Here is a 20,564-nt window from a genome sequence, read left to right as displayed (position 1 = left end):
TTGAAAGGCCCCCTCACCCCGCCCTCCGGGCCGACCTTTCCCCCGAAGGGAGAGGTGGCAGTGGCGCCGAAGTCGCGGAGCGACACCTCTCCCTCTGGGGGAGAGGTCGACGGCATAGCCGTCGGGTGAGGGGGCCTTCCAAAATCCCGCCCCTACTTCATCCAGAACACCGGCGTCAGGTCGACCGAAACCGGCTCGTCTTTCTCGTTCGTCGCCATGATGTCGGCCATATGCGCCCACCAGCGCTTCATGACTTCAGTGTTCGGCAGGTCGGCCATGGTGTGATCCACCCGGCGCCACAGCACGCCGAACAGTGTGTTGGTCTCTTCGTCGAGATGGATGGAATAGTCCTTCACGCCCGCCTCATGCAGCAGGTCGACGAGCTCCGGGAAAATCGCGTCGTGGCGCTTGATATATTCCGCCTTCATGCCGGGATTGAGCGTCATCTTGAAGGCGTGCTTTTCGTAGCCGGCGTCCTCGATCATGCGCGGCGCTCCTTCCACATTTTCCACAGGATCGGCAGCGCGATCACCACGATCAGCAGCGAGCCGGTGAAGATGGTCATGACAATGCCCGGTACGTTGAGCAGCCCCAGGCCAAAGGTCACGAGCCCGATGATAAAGGCAGCGAGGACCACGCCCAGGATCGATCCTGCGCCGCCGAGAATGGAAACGCCACCCAGCACCACCATGGTCACCACGTCGAGTTCAAAGCCCTCGGCAATGGATGGACGGGTCGAGCCCAGGCGCGCCGTCAGCAGCACGGCGGCAATGCCGCTCATCAGGCCCGTCAGGCAGAACAGCACGAATTTTATGCGGTCAACACGCACGCCCGAAAAGCGCGCGGCCGTGGCATTGTTGCCAATGGCAAAGACCCGGCGGCCAAAATTGGTGTGGTGCAGCAGCACGTAGAAGGCGACCGCCGCCAGAAGGAACAGCACCAGCTCGAACGAGATCACCCACCACACATAGCCCTGCCCGAACCAGGAGAAGCTGGCGGGATAACCCTTGTAGCTCTGGTCGCCGAGGATGATGAAGGCGATGCCGCGGAAGAGGCTCATCGTACCGATGGTAACGACGATGGAGGGCAGCTTGAGGCCGGTAACGAGGAAGCCGTTGAAGGCCCCGCAGAGCACGCCGACACCCACGCCCACGGCGACCAGGGTGGGCGTATCCGCCCCATATTGCAGCGCCAGGCCCATCAGCGTCGAAGCCAGCGCGATGATCGAGGCGACCGACAGGTCGATCTCGCCGGTGATGATCACGAGCGCCATGGCCAGCGCGATCAGGCCCTTTTCGGTGAAGTTGAAGGTGAGGTCCGAAAGGCTCCACGCATTGAGGAAATAGGGCGAGGCGAAGCTGTTGGCGAGGAAGATCGCCAGCGCCACGAGCACGAGCAGGCTTTCCCAGCTCATCACGGCGGATTTTACGGGGTTGTCGAGCCGGTCGGGAAGGCGACGGCCGGTTGCGGTCTGGTCGGTCATGCCGCCACCTCGGCTTTCTTCAGGATGATACGGCCCTTTGTCCGCTCGCTCGAAGCATTGAGCACCACGGCGAGCAGAATGGCAGCGCCCGATATGGCCATTTGCCAGAAGGGCGAGACGCCGATGACCGGCAGGGCATTGTTGACGAGGCCGAGGAACAGCGCCCCCAGGATCGCTCCGCCCACCGTGCCGATGCCCCCGGCAATCGAGACGCCGCCGATGACGCAGGCCGCAATTACGGTCAGCTCATAGCCCCCGGCGCTTTCGGTCGAGGCGATCACATATTTGGACACATAGAGGTAACCGGCGAGGCCCGACAGTGCGCCCGAAAGCACGAAGGCCAGGAACTTGGTCCGCCCCACATTGATGCCGGTATAGACCGCAGCGGTCGGATTGACGCCGATGGAGTAGAAGGCGCGGCCCCAGGGCGTGCGGGTCATGAGAATATAGACGAGCACCGCCACCACGATTGCGAACCAGCTCAGCACCGGCAGCCCGAGGAAAATGCCGCGCTGCAGCTGGATGAAATCCTGGCTCATCTGCGCCGCATTGACCCATGTACCGCCCGAGGCCACGAAGGCGAGGCCGCGGAAGATCGTCAGTGTGCCCAGCGTCACCACGATTGGCGGAATATTGAGCTTCCAGACCAGGATGCCATTGAAGGCACCGAGCGCGGCCCCGACCACAACGCAGCCCGCGATCAGCAGGGGCACCGGAATGAACGGGAAAGCGGCGTTGGTCAGCGCCACCAGCATGCCGGTCAGCGCCAGGTTGGACGCCACGGAGAGGTCGATTGAGCGCGTCAGGATGACGGCCATCTGGCCCAGCGCCAGCATCATAAGGATCGACGTGTCGTTGAAAATCGTCAGCAGATTGCCGGGCGTGGCAAAGCGCGGGAAGCGGATCGTGACCAGCACCAGCACGGCGAGGATCGCCATGGCCAGCCAGAGTTCGCGGGATTTCAGGAGCCGGTTCATGCGGCCTTCTCCTCGGCAATGCCTGCAGCCAGCCGCACCAGCGTCTCGGGTTGCAGGTCCCTGTTTTCGAGTGTGTCGACCACCAGCCCCTCGCGCATGACGACCACGCGGTCGCTCATGCCGAGCACTTCGGGCAGTTCGGACGACACCATGATGACCGAGAGGCCCTGCGCCACGAGTTCGCCCATGAACTCGTGCACCGCCGCCTTCGAGCCGATATCGATGCCCTTGGTGGGCTCATCGAGAATGATCACCTTGGGCAGCGTCGCCAGCCACTTGGCGATGACAACCTTCTGCTGGTTGCCGCCCGACAGTGTGGACACATTCTGGCTCAGCGAGGAGGCGCGCAAGTCGAGCCGCTCGGTATAGGTGCGGGCCAGCTTGAACTCCTCGGCCATGCGCAAAAAGCCCGATTTGCTGGTCTTCTTGAGGCTCGGCAGCGAGACGTTCTTGACGATCGGCTCGCCAGTAATAACGCCCTGCTTGCCACGCTCCTCGGGCACATAAACGATGCCCGCCTCGACGGCATCGGCCGGCGAGCGCGGCGCCACGGCCTGGCCTTCGAGCATGATCGTGCCGCCGCTCGGCCTGGTCATGCCGAACACAGCCTGCATCACTTCGCTTCGCCCGGCGCCTACAAGGCCATAAAAGCCCAGGATTTCGCCCTTGCGCACGGAGAAGGACACATTGTCGAATTCGGTGGGATGGCTGAGGCCATTCACCTCCAGCACGGTCTTGCCGATCATCGCATTGCGCGCCGGGAAAATCTGCTCCACCGAGCGCCCAACCATCATACGGACGATTTCGCTCTGCGGCGTATCCTTGATGAATCCCTTGCCCACCTGCTCACCGTCGCGGAACACGGTGTAGCGGTCGGCAATGCGATAGATTTCGTCAAACTTGTGCGAGATGAAGAGGATGGCCTTTCCATCCTGCTTCAGCAGCTCGACGAGCACATAGAGCTCCTCGATTTCCTTCTGGCTCAGCGCGGCGGTGGGCTCGTCCATGATGACGACCTGCGCGTCGACGGAGAGCGCCCGCGCCACGGCCACCAGGTGCTTCTTGGCAATGCCCAGTTCCTTCAACGGGATCGCGGCATCGATTCCCGCCGCCATGGAATCGAGCGTTTCCTGCGCTTCGCGGCGCATTGTGCCCCAGTCGATGAGGCCGAAACGGTTTTTGGGCGCGTGGCCCAGATAGATATTTTCGGCGACGCTCAGTTCGTCGAACAACACGGTTTCCTGATGGATGGCGGTAATGCCGACATCGGACGCCGAATGCGCCGTCGGCAGCGTCACGACTTTCCCATTGACCCGGATTTCGCCGGCATCGGGCTGGTAGATGCCGGTCATGGTCTTCACCAGCGTCGACTTACCCGCGCCATTCTCACCGATCAGGGCGGTCACTTGCCCGGCATAGAGTTCGAGCGACACGTCATGCAGCGCGCGCACGCCGGGAAAACTCTTGGATATGCCGGAAAGGGTCAGGATGGGGTCTGTCATTGCGATTCCTTAGGTCGGGCGCTGACTTGGCCAGGCGCTCGATACAGTCCCCTCTCCCTTTGGGGGAGAGGGTTAGGGTGAGGGGGCCTTTTGGCTATTCACCAAGGCCCCCTCACCCGCCGCTTCGCGTCGACCTCTCCCCCGAAGGGAGAGGTGAAGAACGCCTCAGTAAATCTTCGAGAACTCTTCGATATTGCTCGCGTCGAACTGGAACGGCGCGGCCATGGCGGCCGAGTTGGTGTCGTCGAGGGTCACTTCGCCCACCTTGCCGATGGAGAAGGTCGCGCCCGGAGCGGCTTCAGCGCCGTCGACCAGCTGGTCGGCCAGCATGACGGCCGAGTAGCCAAGGTCGATCGGGTTCCACAGGGCCACGGCCTGCGACGCGCCGTTATCGATGAACTGCTTGAATTCGGACGGCAGCGCGAGGCCGGTGACATTGATCTTGCCGATCAGGTCCTGGTCAGTCACGACCTGGGCAGCAGCAACGACGCCGACGGTGGTCGGGGCGATAATGGCCTTGAGGTCCGGATAGGCAGCGATCAGGCCGCGAGCTTCTTCGGTCGACTTCACCGAGTCATCGTCACCATAGACGGTGGCCACGATGTTGATGTTGGGGAACTTCTCGGGCTGCACGGCCTTGGCGGCTTCGATCCAGGCATTCTGGTTGGTCGCGGTCGAGGCGGCCGAGAGAATGGCAACGTCGCCACCTTCGGGCAGGTAGTCAGCGGCGAGCTTCAGGATGGTTTCGCCGATCAGGTTCACGTCGGACGGGTTGAGGTGAATCTGGCGGCCTTCGGGAGCAACGCCCGAGTCCCACGAGATCACCTTGATGCCGCGTTCCATGGCGCGCTGCAGCACCGGCACCAGGGCGTCCGGATCGTTGGCCGATATGGCGATGGCGTCGACCTGCTGGGCGATCAGCGAGTTGACGACTTCGATCTGGGCTTCGGCAGTGGCAGCAGTCGGGCCGGTATAGATGACTTCAACGTCGCCCAGTTCAGCGGCGGCTTCCTGAGCGCCCTTGTTGGCGGCGTCGAAGAAGCCGTTGCCCAGCGACTTGACGACCAGCGCGATGCGGGTCTGCGCCATGGCCGGGGTGGCGAGCAGCACGGCGGCAGTGGCCGTGGCGGCGAGCAGTTTCCAGAGTTTCATTTGGTCCCTCCCAGGGATATTTGGCTCTTAGGTTGGCAGTTTAACTCAGGCAGCGGTCGTTTCAGCCTGAGCAGTCGTGTCCGCCACGATGAGCCGCACACCTGCCGTTTCCAGCATTTGGCGATCTTCGTCGCGGATGCCGCTGTCAGTGATGACGGCGGCTATTCGGTCGAGCCCACACAGGATGAGGCTCGAACGTCCCGAAAATTTTGAACTATCGGCAAGAACGATCAGCTCGTCCGCCTGCCCGATCAGCGCCAGTTCCGACTGCACAACCATCGGGTCGGCCTCCATCAGGCCATGGGCGCCAATACCCTGGCAGCCGATGAACATGCGCTTGGCATAGAAGTGGCTCGCCACCACCCCGCCGAAGGGCGACAGGATGACGTTCTGCTCGCGATAGACCGTGCCACCGGGGATGACGACGGAATTGCGCGAGTTGTGAATGAGGAATTCGGCGATGGCGAAGCTGTTGGTAAAGACACTCATGCGCCTTCCCGTCAGGTGATGCACCATCTGGTAGGTCGTGGTGCCGCCATTGATGATGATCGGCTCGCCATCGCGGCACATTTCGGCCGCAGCGCGCGCAATTGCGCGTTTCTGCGCAATGTTGATCATTTCGTTGACCGCAAAGGGACGACCCATCAGCCCGCCCTGGGCCGGCGGAGTGATCGCCTCGGCTCCGCCGCGCACGCGACGCAGCCTGCCCTGCTCATCGAGTGCCGCGATATCGCGGCGGATGGTGGCTTCGGACGAGCCGGTTACTTCGCATAGCTCCGCGACAGTCACCACGGGGTGGGACTGTGCGGCGGCGAGAATGACGCGATGGCGTTCCGTTTCGTGCAAGGCAGGTACTCCCTGAACGCACTGCTCCCATCAAATCCGGGCAGAGTCAATCAGCAATCCGCACATTTCAGTCATAGTCGCGCAGATATGACCAAACTTGATTGTTTATGATTGACACTGTGAACCGTTCTATGCGCATGTCCCGCCCAACCAAGTCTCGACGCCTAACTCTCTGGGAGGAATTCCGATGTCCACCGCGCCCAAGCGCCTTGCCAACCTGTGGGATGATGCCAAGGCCGCGTCCATGACCGAACCGGAGCGTCTGGTCTATCGCTCCAACCTGCTCGGCTCCGACAAGCGCGTCACCAATTATGGTGGCGGCAACACCTCCTCCAAGATCATGCAGAAGGATCCGCTGACCGGTGAAATGGTCGAAGTGCTCTGGGTCAAGGGTTCGGGGGGCGACAGCGCCTCGATCAAGCTCGATGGCTTCTCGACCCTCTATATGGACAAGCTGCGCGCCCTCAAGGGTCTCTATCGCGGCGTTGAATTCGAAGACGAAATGGTGGGCTACCTGCCGCATGCGACGTTCAACCTGAACCCGCGCGCTGCCTCCATCGACACCCCGCTTCATGCCTATGTGAACCATCCCTTCGTGGACCACATGCACCCGGACGCGATCATCGCCATCGCCGCTTCCAAGAACTCCAAGGAACTGACCAAGCAGATCTTTGGCGACACCATCGGCTGGCTGCCCTGGAAGAAGCCGGGCTTCGAACTCGGCCTGTGGCTCGGCAAGTATTGCGAGGAGAACCCGAACTCGAAGGGCCTGATCCTCGAAAGCCACGGCCTCTTCACCTGGGGCGACACCCCCAAGGAATGCTATGAAACCACCATCGGCATCATCAATCAGGCCATCGAATGGTTTGAGAAGGAAACCGAGGGCAAGACCATTTTCGGTGGTGCTGCCACTACCTCGCTCGAGGCCGACGCCCGTCGCGCCGTCGCTGCCCGTCTGATGCCCAAGATCCGCGGCTTCATCTCCGAAGACAGCCACAAGCTCGGCCACTTCGATGACTCGGCTGCCGTGCTCGAATTCGTCAATTCCAAGAACCTGCGCCCGCTCGCGGCCCTGGGCACGTCCTGCCCCGACCATTTCCTGCGCACCAAGATCCGTCCGCTGGTCATCGATTTCGATCCGGCCAACCCGGACGTTGATGCCGTCATCGCCGGCCTTGCAGACCAGATCGCCGCTTATCGCGCCGATTACCAGGCCTATTACGACCGCTGCAAGCATGACAATTCGCCCGCCATCCGCGATCCCAATGCGGTCGTCTACCTGATCCCCGGCGTGGGCATGATCACCTTCGCCAAGGACAAGGCGACGGCCCGCATTTCCGGCGAGTTCTATGTCAATGCCATCAACGTGATGCGCGGCGCCTCCACCGTTTCCGAATACCAGGGCCTGCCCGAGCAGGAAGCCTTCGACATCGAATACTGGCTGCTTGAAGAAGCCAAGCTGGCCCGCATGCCCAAGCCCAAGTCCCTCGCAGGCAAGATCGCCCTCGTCACCGGCGGCGCCGGCGGCATCGGCAAGGCCACCGCTGCCCGTCTTCTTCGCGAAGGCGCCTGTGTCGTCCTCGCCGATATCGATCAGACCGCGCTCGACGCTGCTACGGCTGAACTCTCCGGCGTCTTCGGCGCCGACTTCGTCCGTCCGGTGAACATCAACGTCACCAGGGAAGAGCAGGTCATTTCCGGCTTCGCCCATGCCGTGGTCGAATTCGGTGGCCTCGACATTCTTGTGTCGAACGCCGGTCTTGCCTCATCTGCACCGATCGAAGAGACCTCGCTCGATCTGTGGAACAAGAATATGGACATCCTGTCCACGGGCTATTTCCTCGTGTCGCGCGAAGCCTTCCGCCTGTTCCGTGCCCAGAAGATCGGCGGCAATGTCGTCTTCGTTGCTTCGAAGAACGGCCTCGCCGCTTCGCCCAACGCTGCGGCCTATTGCACCGCAAAGGCCGCAGAGATCCATCTCGCCCGGTGCCTTGCCCTCGAGGGCGCGGAAGCGCAGATCCGCGTCAACGTCGTCAATCCCGACGCCGTTCTGCGTGGTTCCAAGATCTGGGCCGGCGAATGGCTCGAGCAGCGTGCATCGACCTACAAGACTGACAAGGACGGCCTTGAAGAGATGTATCGCCAGCGCTCGATGCTGAAGCGGTCGGTGTTCCCGGAAGACATCGCCGAGGCCATCTACTTCTTCGCTTCGGAAGCCTCGGCCAAGTCCACGGGCAATATCATCAACGTCGACGCCGGCAACGCCCAGTCGTTCCCGCGGTAAGCAACAAGAGGAGCCCCCTCATCCGCCCTTCGGGCACCTTCTCCCACGAGGGGAGAAGGGGGCACCGGGGAGGTGGCAAACTCGGTATCCCCCTCGCCCCTTGTGGGAGAGGGTGGATCGGCCGAAGGCCGAGACGGGTGAGGGGTTCAGGGAGTCAAAAATGACCGAACACATCATCGACGCATCCATCGTTGAAGCCGAAAATGCCCGTCGCACGGCTGACCTTCACGTCGATTACGACACGCTGGGCGAGCGCCTCGACCGGCGCGGCATCAATATTGACGCCATCAAGGCCAAGGTCGCGGCCTTCTCCGTGGCCGTGCCCTCCTGGGGCGTCGGTACCGGCGGCACCCGCTTTGCCCGCTTCCCGGGCAAGGGAGAGCCGCGCGACATCTTCGACAAGATCGAAGACTGCGCCGTCATTGCCCAGCTGACGCAGGCAACGAAAACCGTCTCGCTGCATATCCCGTGGGACAAGGCCGATCCCAACCGCCTGAAGCAGGCCGCCAGCCGCTTCAACCTTGGCTTCGACGCCATGAATTCGAACACCTTTGCCGATGCCAAGGGGCAGCTGCAGAGCTACAAGTTCGGCTCGCTCTCGGCCGCCGACAAGGCCACTCGCGACCAGGCCATCGAGCATAATCTGGAATGCATCGAGATCGGCAAGACCATAGGTTCGAAGGCCCTCACCGTCTGGATTGGTGACGGCTCCAACTTCCCCGGCCAGGTCAATTTCGCATCGCAGTTCGAGCACTATCTCGACTCTGTGAAATCCATCTATGCCGCCCTGCCCGATGACTGGCGCATCTATACCGAACACAAGATGTACGAGCCGGCCTTCTATTCGACGGTCGTCCAGGACTGGGGCACCAATTACCTGATCGCCAAGGAATTGGGGGACAAGGCCTTCTGCCTCGTCGACCTCGGTCACCACGCACCGAACGTGAATATCGAGATGATCGTCTCCCGCCTTGCCCAGTTCGGCAAGCTTGGTGGCTTCCATTTCAATGACAGCAAGTATGGCGACGACGATCTCGACGCCGGCTCCATTGACCCCTACCGCCTGTTCCTGGTGTTCAACGAGCTGGTCGATGCCGAAGCCCGCTACAGCGACTTCCACCCGGCCCACATGCTGGACCAGTCGCACAACGTCACGGATCCCATCGAGTCGCTGATGCTGTCGGCCGCCGACGTGCAGCGCGCCTATGCCCAGGCCCTGCTGGTCGACCGCACTGCCCTCAAGGCCGCGCAGGAGGGCAATGATGCCCTTGCCGCAACCCAGGCGCTGCGCCAGGCCTATCGCACCGATGTCGAACCGATCCTGGCCATGGCGCGCATGGAACAGGGCGGAGCCATCGACCTGCTCGGCACCTACCGTGCCTCCGGCTACCGCGCCAAAGTCGCCGAAATCCGCCCGGAAATCGCGGCTGGTTCGAGCGGTATCGTCTGACCCATCAAGATTTCCAAGGCACCTCCCCGCCACGGAAACGAAAGGCCCGGTGCGCAAGCCCCGGGCCTTTTGCTTTGGCGAACAAACGACATTCCCAAGCACCGCACCGCCCTCGGGCTTGACCCGAGGGCCACCATCAGCGCGCACTATGTTAGATCGAGTCCCCGGCGAATGGCCCTCGGGTCAAGCCCGAGGGCGGGCCGGGCTTTTATGACGGCTTCTATCCGTCCCTCCCCCTCCTTAAGGGGGAGGTTAGGTGGGGGTATGCCTTTAGGCCTTCACCAGCCCGCCAAAATAATCCAGCGCATAGGCTTCCACGCCCGCCACCTCGATCACCTCGCGCCCGCGGAAGCTCGCCACATTGCCTTGGCTTTTGTCGAGGTAGCGCCCGAACGGCCCCTGCCAGTCGAAGCCGCCGAGAAACCGCCCCTCCCCATACATCTGCGTCAGCGCCGCCTTGATGGTCTGCCCGGCCCGCTCGCCGTCGATGAGGTCGGGGCGCAGCACCTGGCCATAATAGCTCATTGCCCAGACCGGCTCATGCGCCCTCCACAGAACTTCCTGGCCGAGAAAATCGGTACCGCCAAAGTAGCTGTCCAGATACCGCCACTCCCCCTCGCTCCAGCTGAGATCGTTGGCGCCGGGACGGCTCGGCTGCGCCCGGTCACCGCCCCCGACATAGCTGGCGGCCTTGGCCCGGACGATGATGGCATTGAGTTCTGCGGCGGTCATGGTCACCCCTTGGTTGACCACCGCATAGGCATGCGTCGCGACAGGGAATGTCAGGACGGCACGCGCATATATTGTGTCGCCTCCAGCATCCACTCGCGGAACATCCGGATTTTCGGCTGGTTGCGGCGGCTCTCGGGATAGACGAGGTAATAGCCGCGCCCCGCCTCGGCCAGGAGGGAAAAGGGCTGAATCAGCCTTCCCGCTTCAATATCGTCACGGAACAGAGACGGCGTCAGCATGGTCACGCCCTGCCCGGCCTTGGCCGCCACGGCGAGCAGGCTCTGATGGTTCAGCACATTGCGCGGCCGCCCCTCGCTGGAAAAGCCGGACACGCCTGCTGCTTCAAACCACATCGCCCACCATTCGTCCTGCGGATCGAGGAAAGGCAGTTTCATCAGGTCCGCCGGCTTCCTGATACCGCCTACGCTTTCGGCCAGGACGGGGCTCAGCAATGGGGTGAAATCGGCCTTGACCAGCAGGTGCGACGCCAATCCGCCGCCCTGCGGCCCGGGCAACGTCCTGATGCCGATGTCGAAATCGTCGTGCACCAGGTCAACAAGGTCGCTCGCGCTGTCGATACGCACGGAAAATTGCGGATGGGCCAGCTGGAACAGGCCCAGATTCTGCGCCAGCCATTGGCTGGCAAAGGTGGGCACGGTGGTGATGGAGAGCTGGTTGTCGATGGCGCCGCGTGTTTCGGCAAAGGCTGCGCGCAGGATGTCGAAGGCCTGCCCCACATCCGGCGCCAGCCGCGCCCCGACATCGCTCAAGGCAATCTGCCTGGGCTTGCGCAGGAATAGCGGCGCGCCGACGCGCTCCTCGAGCACCTTGATCTGGTAGCTGACGGCAGCCTGGGTCATGCCCAGCTCCTCGGCCGCGCGGGTAAAGCTCAGGTGCCGCGCCACGGCCTCAAAGGCTCGCAGCGCGGTCATGGGCGGCAGCGACATGGATCAAACCACCTTATGCATCAATGCAGACGTTTAGTTGGATAGCCGCTCTATCCGGAGGTATTTTCAGGCTCAAGTCAATCCCATGGAGGCACAGGCCATAAGGCCTGTGTATGCAACAATGCTTTCGCTTCCAGGCCTTCTAGCCTTCCTTCTGCCCCTGCCGGTCCTGCGCGATGCCGCAGCGCGCGATGCATCCGAAGGCCAACTCGCCCGCCGCCGCCGGCGTGCCGTCGCCGCCCTGCATCTATCGCCGCACCTGCTGCGTGATGCCGGCCTCGATGACGTGGACACCGTCGCTGTCGACCCCCGGTGGGTCCGCCGCTTCGATCTTGATCGCTGAGCCTTGCCAGTTTCAGGGGATGGCCTAAAACAAGGGCATGTCCAAGACCACCCCCGCCACGCTGGCTCTGACGAAGGCCGGCATTCCGTTCAGCCTCGCCCACTACGACTACGACCCCAATGCCGAGCGCGTCGGATTGCAGGCGGCCGAGGCCATGGGCGTTTCGCCATCGGAAGTGTTCAAGACGCTGATGGCCGAGCTTGACGGCAAACCGGTCTGCGCCATCGTCCCTTCGGACGAGGAAGTGAATATGAAAAAGCTTGCCGCCGCGCTGGGCGGCAAGTCCGCCCACATGATGAAGCCCGTCGATGCAGAGCGCCTCACCGGCTACAAGGTCGGCGGCATCAGCCCCCTCGGCCAGCGCAAGCCGGTTGCCACGGCTCTCGACGAACTGGCCACACTCTACGACGAAATCTTCCTCAATGGCGGCCAGCGGGGCCTGCAGATCCGCATCCGGCCCGCCGACCTCGTCACGGCGCTCGATTGCACGGTTGCCGACCTGGTGCGGTAGGCAACGCATCACCTCGTCTTCACCTTCCCCCTTGAAGGGTAGGTAGCGACGCTCGGCCCGAAGGGCCGTAGCAAAGCTAGGTGGGGGTGATGACCGTCCAACAACCACCGCACCGTCCTCGGGCTTGACCCGAGGACCACTCGCAACGCCTGCGATGTGGAGAGTGGCCCTCGGGTCAGGCCCGAGGGCGGACCTGTTCATGACAGGACTTCAGTTCCGCACCACTGCCCGACAGAACCACAGTTCACCTCCCCCTCCGGAGGGGAGGTAGCGACGCTCGGCCCGGAGGGCCGTAGCAAAGCTAGGTGGGAGTGATAACCATCCAACAACCACCGCTCCGTCCTCGGGCTTGACCCGAGGACCACTCGCAACGCCTGCGATGTGGCGGCAGGCCTCGGGTCGAGCCCGAGGGCGGAGCGGTGTTAGGACAAGCGCGGCGCGCCACACCGGCCCTCAGCGCTTTTCAAAAACGACAAAAGGCGCCCTGGTGGACGCCTTCATCGGATGACTTGGAGGTCATATGCACTGCCTTGCATGAGGCAGTTCTACTTGTTGCCTAAATATTAGGCGACGTAGGTGCCGCGAGCGATGGCCTTGATATCACCCTTGGTGATGCCCAGATCGTGCAGCTGGCGGTTGTCGAGTGCGTTCAGTTCGCGCAGGGTGCGCTGGTACTTGGCGTAGTCGGCGATCTTCTTGGCAAAGTTCATTTCGGTTCCCCTTCGTTTTGATGACCAATATCTAGATCACTTCAGTAGTGATTAGTAGATGGCCTTGCTGCACATCCGTTATGCATTTTGTGCAAACGAAAGAGGCATATCCGCCATGATCGCGACACAGATGTCCCCACCCCAAACCTCGTCGCACCCCTGGCCTGCCCCACTAAACCACTTGTTAACCAACAAAAAGCCGGATCCGTCGGGTACGAATCCGGCGTTTCCGATTTTTGACCAGATGGTCAGCAGCCATGCACTACAGGGATGTCGTCTCTCGCCCTTGCTCGCGAGCGAGACGACGGTCCTCGCGCATTTCGAACCACATGGCGTTGAGAATGCCGAAAGTGCAGGCCAGACTCAGCCCCAGGATCCACGAAAAATACCACATGGTCTTCTCCTAGTAGGCGTTGGGGTTCTTGTTGAGGCTTTCCGTCGTCACCGGCCCACGCATGATCCGGAATACGAAGCTTGTGTAGATGAGGACGATCGGCAGGAAGAAGGCCGTGGCCAGCAACATGATGAACAGCGTCAGGTGGCTGGACGAGGCGTCCCATAGCGTTAGCCCGGTATTGGGCACGGTCGAGGAGGGCAGAAGGAACGGGAAGAGCGACAGGCCCGCCGTCGAGATGATGCCAATAATGCCAGCGCTCGATCCGAGCAGCGCCGCCAGCTTCAGCCTCCCGCGCAGCGACAGCACCGCCACCGCCAGCCCGGCAAAGCCGATAAGCGGCGCCGCCATCATCCAGGGATAGGTGGCGTAATTGCGCAGCCACCCGCCCGGCACCAGGTCCACGGTCTTTGCCATCGGGTTGATCGGCCCGTTGGGGTCGATGACGCTGGTGATCACATGCCCGTTCATCCCCGCCACCCAGAGCCCGCCCAGGGCAAACAGCACGATGGTCAGCAGACCCGACAAGGTGCCATAGGTCCGGGCCCGATCGGCGATCACGCCCGTGGTGCGTCCGGCGATGACAGCTGCCCCCTGGGTCACGATCATCCCCAGGCTTACCAGTCCGGCCAGAAGCGCGAAGGGCATGAGCAGCTGGAAGAAGTTGCCGGTATAGAAGATGCGCATCGTGTCATCGAGATGGAAAGGTGCGCCCAGGAGCACATTGCCCACAGCCACGCCCATGATCAGCGCCGGTACAAAGCCCCCGACAAACAGGGCCCAGTCCCAGGTCGAGCGCCAGCGCGGATCGGAAATCTTGCCGCGGAACTTGAAGCCCACGGGCCTCAGGATCAGCGCCAGCAGGATCACGATCATGGCGAGGTAAAAGCCCGAAAAGCTCGCTGCATAAAGCGGCGGGAAGGCCGCGAAGATCGCCCCGCCCCCCAGAACCAGCCACACTTGGTTGCCTTCCCAGGTCGGCCCGATGAGGTTGAGCAGCACACGCCGCTCATCGTCGGTCCGCGCCACGACGGGCAGCAGCGCCCCCACACCCAGATCGCGCCCGCCCATCACGGCAAAGCCGATCAGCAACACACCCAGAAGCAGCCACCAGATCAGCCGCAGCGTTTCATAGTCGAGTGGAATACTGCTCACGATCCGAGCTCCTTGGTTGCAGGTGTCGACGGCAGTGTGGTGATGACGAAATCGTCCTCGTCATCATTGTGGGTAAACAGCTTCTCCTTGGGACCGGCCTTGATGATACGCACCATCAGGATGACCATGATGATCAGCAGCACCGTATAGAGCAGCACGAAGAAGGTGAGGCTCAGGACCAGGTCCAGCACAGTCAGTCCCGAAGCCGCGTAGAACGTGGGGAGCACCCCTTCCACCACCCAGGGTTGTCGCCCGAACTCGGCGATGAACCAGCCGCTTTCGATGGCCAGCCACGGGGTCGGCAGCATGAATACCGTGAACCACAGAAGCGGCTTGTTGGTATCGATCCAGCCGCGCGAGGCGCGGTAGAACCAGAGGCCAAAGAAGGCGATGAAGAAGAAGCCCAGGCCCATCATGATGCGGAAGGTCCAGAACAGCGGCCACACATCGGGCACGGTGTCCTCGGCCGCCATGGCGATTTCCTCAGCCGTGGCGTTCTCCACATCGACGCGGTAGCGCTTCAGGAGCAGGCCGTAGCCCAGGTCGGCCCAATGTTCTTCGAACACTGCGCGCGCTTCCATATTGGTGCCGTCGGCGCGAATATCCTGCAGCGCAGAATAGGCCACCATTCCCGAGCGGATGCGGTCCTGCGCACGATCCACCAGTTCGTGTATTCCCTCGAGCTCCTCATCAAGCGAGCGCGTGGTGATGAGGCCGCCCATCCAGGGCACCGAGATCGACCAGGCGGTTTCCCCGTCTGCACCGGGAATGGCAATAATCGTCCATGGTGCCGGTGCCGGCTCGGTGTGGAACGAGGCCTCGATGGCCGCGATCTTCATCTTCTGGTGTTCGGTTGCGACATAGCCGCTTTCGTCCCCCAGCACGACCACCGACAGCGCCGAAGCAAGGCCGAAGCTGGCGGCCACGACCGCCGAGCGCTTGGCCAGCTCCACATGCTTGCCCTTGACCAGGAATAGCGCCGAGATGGCCAGCACGAACACCGCGCCGCAGACATAGCCGGCGCTGACCGTATGCACGAACTTGGCCTGTGCGACCGAGTTGAAGATCACCGCCATGAAGTCGGTGATTTCCATGCGCATCGTGTCGGGGTTGAACTTGGCGCCAACCGGATTCTGCATCCAGCCATTGGCAATCAGGATCCAGAGCGCCGAGAAATTGGCGCCGAAGGCCACCAGCCAGGTTACCACCAGGTGGCCCACCTTGCTCATCCGGTCCCACCCGAAGAAGAACAGGCCCACGAAGGTCGCTTCGAGGAAGAAGGCCATCAGGCCCTCGATGGCCAGCGGCGCGCCGAAGACGTCGCCCACATAGTGGCTGTAGTAGCTCCAGTTCATCCCGAACTGGAATTCCATGACGATGCCCGTGGCAACGCCCATGGCAAAATTGACGCCGAAAAGCGTGCCCCAGAACAGGGTCGCCTTGCGCCAGATATCGCGCCCGGTCATCACATAGACACTCTCCATGATCGCCATCATGAAGGAGAGGCCGAGCGTCAGGGGCACGAAGATGAAGTGATACATCGCGGTAGCGGCGAATTGCCATCGCGAGAGGTCGACGACGAGCATGTCGATCATGGCACGTTCTAACTCTCTGGTTGCGACGGCCAGAGTCGGGGCCGCCAATGTCCCTTCCAATGCCTCATCAGACTGACCTTCGCCTTGATTCAGATCAAGGTGTCAAAATTCCTCGCAAATTAAGGTACAACCAGCACTGTTACTGTGGCCCCAGCCTCCGGATATTCGTGAACACCCGATCCAATTCCGCGAAAAGCGAGAGCACGCACGCGCTCAACCGTCTGCATGGTAAGGGCGGACTTGCCCTGATTGCGGCAATGGCCGCGCCCTTCATTGGCGGCGTGCTGCTGGTCTGGCAGGCATGGACGCTTTCCGATGTGCTGGGGCGCACCATCGAGCATGGGGAAGCCGCCAGCGCCCTCCTCCCGTCCGTTGGTCTCATCCTGGGTCTGCTGGCCATCCGCGCCGGCCTCGGTGCTGTGGGCGAACAGGCTGGCATTGTCGCCGCCGAGGCCATCAAGCGCCATCTGCGCCTGGCGCTTTTCGCCCAGCTCCTGTCTCGCTCGCCCCGCGCCGCTGAAACGCCCCCCTCAGGCGCTGCCGCATCGGCCATTGTCGATCAGGTCGAGGCGCTCGACGGCTATTTCGCCCGCTATCTGCCCGCCGCATTGCAGGCCGCCCTGCTGCCGCTGCTCTTCGGCGCCATCATCCTGCCGCTCGACTGGGTGGCCGGCGTAGTGTTCCTCGTCACCGCCCCGCTGATCCCGCTCTTCATGGCGCTGGTCGGCTGGGGCGCGCAGGTCGCCACCGACCGGCAGGCCCGTGCCCTCACTCACCTCTCCGGCCGCTTCGCCGACCGGCTGCGCGGATTGCTGACTCTGAAACTCTTTGGCCGCGAGGAGGCCGAGACAGCGGGCATAGTCGAAGCCAGCGAGGCCCTGCGCCTGCGCACGCTGAAAGTTCTGCGCATCGCCTTCCTGTCATCGGCCGTGCTTGAATTCTTCGCCGCGCTCGGCGTTGCCGGTATTGCGCTTTATGTGGGCCTCACCTTCATCGATTACCTGCACCTGCGCACCAGTCCGCTCACCCTGCAGCTCGGGCTCTTCCTGCTGCTGATGGCGCCGGAAATCTACAATCCCCTGCGGCTGCTCGCCGCCCACTATCACGACCGGGCCACCGCCAAAGCCGGGCTCGAGGAAATCGAGCGCCAGCTTGGCGGGCTCCCCGCCGAACCGGTTATCCATGCCGACATTGCCCCGCGCCCCGGCCCCGCCATCGCCGTGGCCTTCTCCGGCATCACCCTGCGCACGCCTGATCAACAGCGTACCGTGCTGCATGAAGCGGCGCTCTCCATTCCAGCCGGTCAGCACATTGCTCTTGTCGGTCCCAGCGGTTCGGGCAAATCGACCCTGCTGGAGGCGCTTGTTGGTCTGCGCACAGCCGAGGGTCAGATCACTCTCGATGGCCGCGCCCTGGCCGATTGGGCAGACGGGGATATGCGCGCCCGCACCTTCCTCCTCGCCCAGAAGCCGCGGCTCATCCATGCCAGCATCGCCGCCAATATCGGCCTCGCGCGACCAGGCGTGCCCCGCCGCGACATCGAGGCCGCCGCCGAGCGCGCCCGGGTCGCCGGCTTTGCCAATGGCCTGCCCGATGGCCTCGACACCGTCATCGGCGAAGACGGCATCGGCCTTTCCGGTGGCCAGGCGCAACGCGTCGCCCTCGCGCGCCTGTTTCTGCGCGAGGCCGGCCTGATCCTCCTCGACGAACCCACCGCTCATCTCGATGCTGATCTGGAGGACGAGGTTATGTCCGCCATCCGTGACTATGCCAAGGGGCGCACACTCATCGTTGCCACCCATTCGCTCGCTGTTGCCGGGCGCATGGACAAGGCCTGGCGCATTGCCGGTGGCACCCTGGTGGAAACGCCCATCAGGTCCAGCAAGCGCGGTGTCGCATGAAAGCGCTTCTCACCTTCCTTCCCTTGTTCCGGCAGCGCGGCACAGCACTGCTCCTGGCGCTGCTCCTCTCTGTGGTCACGCTGGTCTCCGGCGTCGCGCTGCTTGGCACATCGGGCTGGTTCATCACCGCCACGGCCCTCACCACGCTGGGCCTCGGCTTCAATATCTTCGTGCCCTCGGCAATGGTGCGCGGCTTTTCTTTCGTGCGCATCCTCGCCCGCTATGGCGAGCGGCTGGTCGGCCACAATGCGACGCTGAAGCTCCTGTCCGACCTGCGCGGGTGGCTGTTTGCCCGCCTTTTCCCGCGCCTGCCGCTGGCGGATCGGTCGCTCCGGCATGGCGACCTCGTTTCGCGCCTCACGGCCGATGTCGATGCACTGGACACCGCCTTCCTCGTCGCCATCGGCCCGCTTGCAGCCGCCGCCATGGTCGGCGCTGTCATGACCGCGATCCTTGCCGTGTTCCTGCCCGCCGCCGCTCTGCCCTATGGGCTGGCACTCGCTCTTGCCGCGCTGGCCGTGCCGTCGGCCATGGTCGCCCTCGGGCGCAAGGCTGGACGCGACAGCGTCGCGGCCCAGGCCGATCTGCGCATGAACGTGCTCGATGGCGTCAATGGTCATGCCGACCTTGTCCTGCTTGGCGCCCTCGGTCGCACCAGCGCTGCCTTCGCCATGGCCAATGACCGTGCCGCTTCGCTCCGGCGCCGGCTGGGCCTCGTCACCACGCTAAGCGGCTTTGCCGTGCAGGTGCTAGCCGCCCTGGCGCTGGCCGGCACGCTCTGGGCCGGCCTCGTTGCCCTCGATGCCGGGCAGATCGATGGCCCACTCATGGCCGCGCTGCTACTGGCCGTGCTCGGCAGTTTTGAGGTCACCAGCCTCATCGTGCGCAGCACAGCCAAGGCCAGCCAGGCCATGGCTGCCGCCGAACGCCTTGTGGCCCTCAACGACCTCGCGCCATCAGTCATCGAGCCCGAAGCTCCCGCGCCCCTCCCGCAAAATGGCGCCATTGCCTTCGAGGATGTGCATTTTGCCTATCCGGGCCTGCCCGAAATCATTTCCGGCCTGACCCTCGTGGTCGCGCCAGGCGAACGCGTGGCCATTGCCGGCGCCAGCGGCAATGGCAAGTCGACCCTGTTGCGCCTCTTGCTCCGTCTCGCCGATCCGCAAGCGGGCCGTATCAGCATTGGCGGCGTCCCGCTCGCCGCTCTCAGCAGCCGCGACATTCACGCCCATATGGCGCTGCTCAGCCAGGATAGCCCCGTCTTCATCGACACGATCCGCAACAATCTGCTGATCGGCCGCGCCGATGCCAGCGATGCCGAACTCTGGGAGGCGCTCGCAAAGGCCCAGCTCGACGCCCATGTGAGCGCCCTGCCGAAGGGCCTCGACACAATCGCGGGAGAGGCGGGACGCACTTTCTCAGCCGGCCAGGCGCGACGACTGTGCCTTGCCCGGGCACTGGTCTCCAATGCACCGGTCCTGCTGCTCGACGAGCCCACCAACGCGCTCGACCGCGACACCGAGGAAGCCTTCTTCCAGGTCATCGCCTCGGGCACGACCGGCCGCACCGTCATTCTCGTCACCCACGCCGCCCTGCCCGAAGGCACGGTCGACCGGGTGCTCACCCTGGAGAACGGCGTGCTGGGCTGACACCCACCACCCCGGCCGTCACACCCACCTGACCGCACTCGGGCTTGACCCGAGTGCCACCCGCCAAATCAAGGCCGTGTCGACTGGTCCTCGGGTCAAGCCCGAGCACGGCACGGTTTGAGTGGAGAATCTGGAGCGACACGCCTCCAGGGGGAGGCTGGGTGGGGCGCCGTAAGTGTACCACGGACCCTCACCCGCATCTCAGCCGCAACCGCGCCAGATCGGGCACAGTCACATGCCTGAAATTCTCGATCTCGATCACGCCTTCCACCTTGAGCCGGCTCATCTGCCGGCTCACCGTCTCGACGGTCAGCCCCAGAAAATCGCCAATGTCGCCGCGGCTCAGCGGCAGTTCAAAAGTGGTTTCGGGCTGGTCTTCGCTGGGGCCAAGATGGGTCGCGATCAGGTACAGGAAGCTCGCCACCTTTTCGGCGGCACTCTTGCGGCCCAGCGTCACCATCCAGTCGCGCGCTTCGTCCAGTTCGCGCAGTGCCTGCATCATCAAGAGGTGCTCTAGCGCCGCATTCTCCCGTAGCAGGGTTTCCAGCGCCGCCTTGGGGATCATGCAGAGATCGACATCGGAGGCCGCCTCGGCGCTCACACGGCTCTCCGTCGCAAAAGGCCGACCGAGCAGGTCTGGCGCAAATTGCAGCGCCACCACCTGCTGACGGCCGTCCTCCAGCACCTTGCTGAGCTTGACCACGCCCGAAAGCACATAGGCATAACTGGCAATGGGCATGGCGTCGGCCAGCAGTTCCTCGCCTGCGGATCGATGCACATGCCGCGTTATCCGCGATAATGCGCTGAGCTGGCTCGGCGTCAGTACACCGCATACGCCCTCGTGCCGCATCTCGCAGCCAAGGCATGGCAAAGCCAATTCGCTGTAACCCGTGTCGTTCCGTACCGTTTGCATGGCCAGGCTCCTGACAAAGC

At 63.2% G+C, this 20,564-nt stretch carries 19 protein-coding genes; 6 read left to right on the top strand and 13 right to left on the bottom strand.

What is annotated here, in order from left to right; genetic code table 11:
* Positions 1-152 precede the first annotated feature (152 nt).
* From rhaM to MQW79_RS18170, 6 genes are all read right to left on the bottom strand, one after another.
* A complete protein-coding gene (rhaM, locus tag MQW79_RS18195) occupies positions 153-485 on the bottom strand; it encodes an L-rhamnose mutarotase (protein ID WP_476585926.1) in 333 nt (110 codons plus the stop codon).
* Positions 482-1,483: an ABC transporter permease gene (locus tag MQW79_RS18190; protein WP_476585925.1), complete on the bottom strand. Its 1,002-nt coding sequence runs from the start codon at positions 1,481-1,483 to the stop codon at positions 482-484. The genes rhaM and MQW79_RS18190 overlap by 4 nt, the downstream gene beginning before the upstream one ends.
* Positions 1,480-2,460: an ABC transporter permease gene (locus MQW79_RS18185; protein ID WP_476585924.1), complete on the bottom strand. Its 981-nt coding sequence runs from the start codon at positions 2,458-2,460 to the stop codon at positions 1,480-1,482. The genes MQW79_RS18190 and MQW79_RS18185 overlap by 4 nt, the downstream gene beginning before the upstream one ends.
* Positions 2,457-3,962, bottom strand: a complete 1,506-nt coding sequence (locus MQW79_RS18180) for a sugar ABC transporter ATP-binding protein (protein WP_476585923.1) — start codon at positions 3,960-3,962, stop codon at positions 2,457-2,459. The genes MQW79_RS18185 and MQW79_RS18180 overlap by 4 nt, the downstream gene beginning before the upstream one ends.
* 165 nt (positions 3,963-4,127) lie before the next feature.
* Complete coding sequence (rhaS, locus tag MQW79_RS18175) at positions 4,128-5,114, bottom strand: rhamnose ABC transporter substrate-binding protein (protein WP_476585921.1); 987 nt, start codon at positions 5,112-5,114, stop codon at positions 4,128-4,130.
* A 45-nt stretch (positions 5,115-5,159) separates the two neighbouring features.
* A complete protein-coding gene (locus MQW79_RS18170; protein WP_476585920.1) occupies positions 5,160-5,960 on the bottom strand; it encodes a DeoR/GlpR family DNA-binding transcription regulator in 801 nt (266 codons plus the stop codon).
* A gap of 187 nt (positions 5,961-6,147) precedes the next feature.
* Between MQW79_RS18170 and MQW79_RS18165 the strand changes: the two genes are divergently transcribed.
* Both MQW79_RS18165 and rhaI read left to right on the top strand, forming a co-directional pair.
* Entirely contained in the window at positions 6,148-8,244 is a 2,097-nt protein-coding gene (locus MQW79_RS18165; protein ID WP_476585919.1) for a bifunctional rhamnulose-1-phosphate aldolase/short-chain dehydrogenase, read from the top strand.
* 160 nt (positions 8,245-8,404) lie between these two features.
* Positions 8,405-9,694 carry an L-rhamnose catabolism isomerase gene (rhaI, locus tag MQW79_RS18160; protein WP_476585918.1) on the top strand — a complete coding sequence of 430 codons (1,290 nt, stop codon included), beginning with the start codon at positions 8,405-8,407 and terminating at the stop codon, positions 9,692-9,694.
* 270 nt (positions 9,695-9,964) lie between these two features.
* On the opposite strand, the gene MQW79_RS18155 is transcribed toward rhaI, so the two are convergent.
* Together MQW79_RS18155 and MQW79_RS18150 are read right to left on the bottom strand one after the other, a co-directional pair.
* Complete coding sequence (locus MQW79_RS18155) at positions 9,965-10,426, bottom strand: DUF5680 domain-containing protein (protein ID WP_476585917.1); 462 nt, start codon at positions 10,424-10,426, stop codon at positions 9,965-9,967.
* A gap of 50 nt (positions 10,427-10,476) precedes the next feature.
* A complete protein-coding gene (locus MQW79_RS18150) occupies positions 10,477-11,373 on the bottom strand; it encodes a LysR substrate-binding domain-containing protein (RefSeq protein ID WP_476585916.1) in 897 nt (298 codons plus the stop codon).
* 121 nt (positions 11,374-11,494) lie between these two features.
* On the opposite strand from MQW79_RS18150, the gene MQW79_RS18145 reads away from it, so the two are divergent.
* Entirely contained in the window at positions 11,495-11,716 is a 222-nt protein-coding gene (locus tag MQW79_RS18145; RefSeq protein ID WP_476585915.1) for a hypothetical protein, read from the top strand.
* A gap of 37 nt (positions 11,717-11,753) precedes the next feature.
* Positions 11,754-12,227, top strand: coding sequence for a Cys-tRNA(Pro) deacylase (gene ybaK, locus MQW79_RS18140; protein WP_476585914.1), 474 nt, complete (start codon positions 11,754-11,756; stop codon positions 12,225-12,227).
* A 563-nt stretch (positions 12,228-12,790) separates the two neighbouring features.
* Here ybaK and MQW79_RS18135 read toward each other — a convergent pair.
* From MQW79_RS18135 to MQW79_RS18120, 4 genes are all read right to left on the bottom strand, one after another.
* On the bottom strand, positions 12,791-12,937 hold the full coding sequence (locus tag MQW79_RS18135) for a DUF1127 domain-containing protein (RefSeq protein ID WP_476585912.1): 147 nt from the start codon (positions 12,935-12,937) through the stop codon (positions 12,791-12,793).
* A gap of 262 nt (positions 12,938-13,199) precedes the next feature.
* Complete coding sequence (cydX, locus tag MQW79_RS18130; protein ID WP_476585911.1) at positions 13,200-13,331, bottom strand: cytochrome bd-I oxidase subunit CydX; 132 nt, start codon at positions 13,329-13,331, stop codon at positions 13,200-13,202.
* A 9-nt stretch (positions 13,332-13,340) separates the two neighbouring features.
* A complete protein-coding gene (gene cydB, locus MQW79_RS18125) occupies positions 13,341-14,486 on the bottom strand; it encodes a cytochrome d ubiquinol oxidase subunit II (protein ID WP_476585910.1) in 1,146 nt (381 codons plus the stop codon).
* Positions 14,483-16,078, bottom strand: a complete 1,596-nt coding sequence (locus MQW79_RS18120) for a cytochrome ubiquinol oxidase subunit I (protein ID WP_476588263.1) — start codon at positions 16,076-16,078, stop codon at positions 14,483-14,485. Before MQW79_RS18120 ends, cydB begins: the two co-directional genes overlap by 4 nt.
* 170 nt (positions 16,079-16,248) lie before the next feature.
* On the opposite strand from MQW79_RS18120, the gene cydD reads away from it, so the two are divergent.
* Together cydD and cydC are read left to right on the top strand one after the other, a co-directional pair.
* Positions 16,249-17,982 (top strand): thiol reductant ABC exporter subunit CydD, encoded by a 1,734-nt coding sequence (gene cydD, locus MQW79_RS18115; protein ID WP_476585909.1) that lies wholly within the window; start codon positions 16,249-16,251, stop codon positions 17,980-17,982.
* On the top strand, positions 17,979-19,631 hold the full coding sequence (cydC, locus tag MQW79_RS18110) for a thiol reductant ABC exporter subunit CydC (protein ID WP_476585908.1): 1,653 nt from the start codon (positions 17,979-17,981) through the stop codon (positions 19,629-19,631). The genes cydD and cydC overlap by 4 nt, the downstream gene beginning before the upstream one ends.
* A 190-nt stretch (positions 19,632-19,821) precedes the next feature.
* On the opposite strand, the gene MQW79_RS18105 is transcribed toward cydC, so the two are convergent.
* Positions 19,822-20,544, bottom strand: coding sequence for a Crp/Fnr family transcriptional regulator (locus tag MQW79_RS18105; protein WP_476585907.1), 723 nt, complete (start codon positions 20,542-20,544; stop codon positions 19,822-19,824).
* Positions 20,545-20,564 lie beyond the last annotated feature (20 nt).

Source organism: Devosia sp. Micro-HW1 (genome assembly GCF_056341075.1).
The sequence above is the reverse complement of the archived record's forward strand: the minus strand, read 5'-3'. Positions and strand labels throughout refer to the sequence as shown.

Coding starts and splice junctions, on each gene's coding strand:
- rhaM (WP_476585926.1), bottom strand. CDS start 485: ATGATCGAGGACGCCGGCTACGAAAAGCACGCCTTCAAGATGACGCTC.
- MQW79_RS18190 (WP_476585925.1), bottom strand. CDS start 1,483: ATGACCGACCAGACCGCAACCGGCCGTCGCCTTCCCGACCGGCTCGAC.
- MQW79_RS18185 (WP_476585924.1), bottom strand. CDS start 2,460: ATGAACCGGCTCCTGAAATCCCGCGAACTCTGGCTGGCCATGGCGATC.
- MQW79_RS18180 (WP_476585923.1), bottom strand. CDS start 3,962: ATGACAGACCCCATCCTGACCCTTTCCGGCATATCCAAGAGTTTTCCC.
- rhaS (WP_476585921.1), bottom strand. CDS start 5,114: ATGAAACTCTGGAAACTGCTCGCCGCCACGGCCACTGCCGCCGTGCTG.
- MQW79_RS18165 (WP_476585919.1), top strand. CDS start 6,148: ATGTCCACCGCGCCCAAGCGCCTTGCCAACCTGTGGGATGATGCCAAG.
- rhaI (WP_476585918.1), top strand. CDS start 8,405: ATGACCGAACACATCATCGACGCATCCATCGTTGAAGCCGAAAATGCC.
- MQW79_RS18155 (WP_476585917.1), bottom strand. CDS start 10,426: ATGACCGCCGCAGAACTCAATGCCATCATCGTCCGGGCCAAGGCCGCC.
- MQW79_RS18150 (WP_476585916.1), bottom strand. CDS start 11,373: ATGTCGCTGCCGCCCATGACCGCGCTGCGAGCCTTTGAGGCCGTGGCG.
- MQW79_RS18145 (WP_476585915.1), top strand. CDS start 11,495: ATGCTTTCGCTTCCAGGCCTTCTAGCCTTCCTTCTGCCCCTGCCGGTC.
- ybaK (WP_476585914.1), top strand. CDS start 11,754: ATGTCCAAGACCACCCCCGCCACGCTGGCTCTGACGAAGGCCGGCATT.
- MQW79_RS18135 (WP_476585912.1), bottom strand. CDS start 12,937: ATGAACTTTGCCAAGAAGATCGCCGACTACGCCAAGTACCAGCGCACC.
- cydX (WP_476585911.1), bottom strand. CDS start 13,331: ATGTGGTATTTTTCGTGGATCCTGGGGCTGAGTCTGGCCTGCACTTTC.
- cydC (WP_476585908.1), top strand. CDS start 17,979: ATGAAAGCGCTTCTCACCTTCCTTCCCTTGTTCCGGCAGCGCGGCACA.
- MQW79_RS18105 (WP_476585907.1), bottom strand. CDS start 20,544: ATGCAAACGGTACGGAACGACACGGGTTACAGCGAATTGGCTTTGCCA.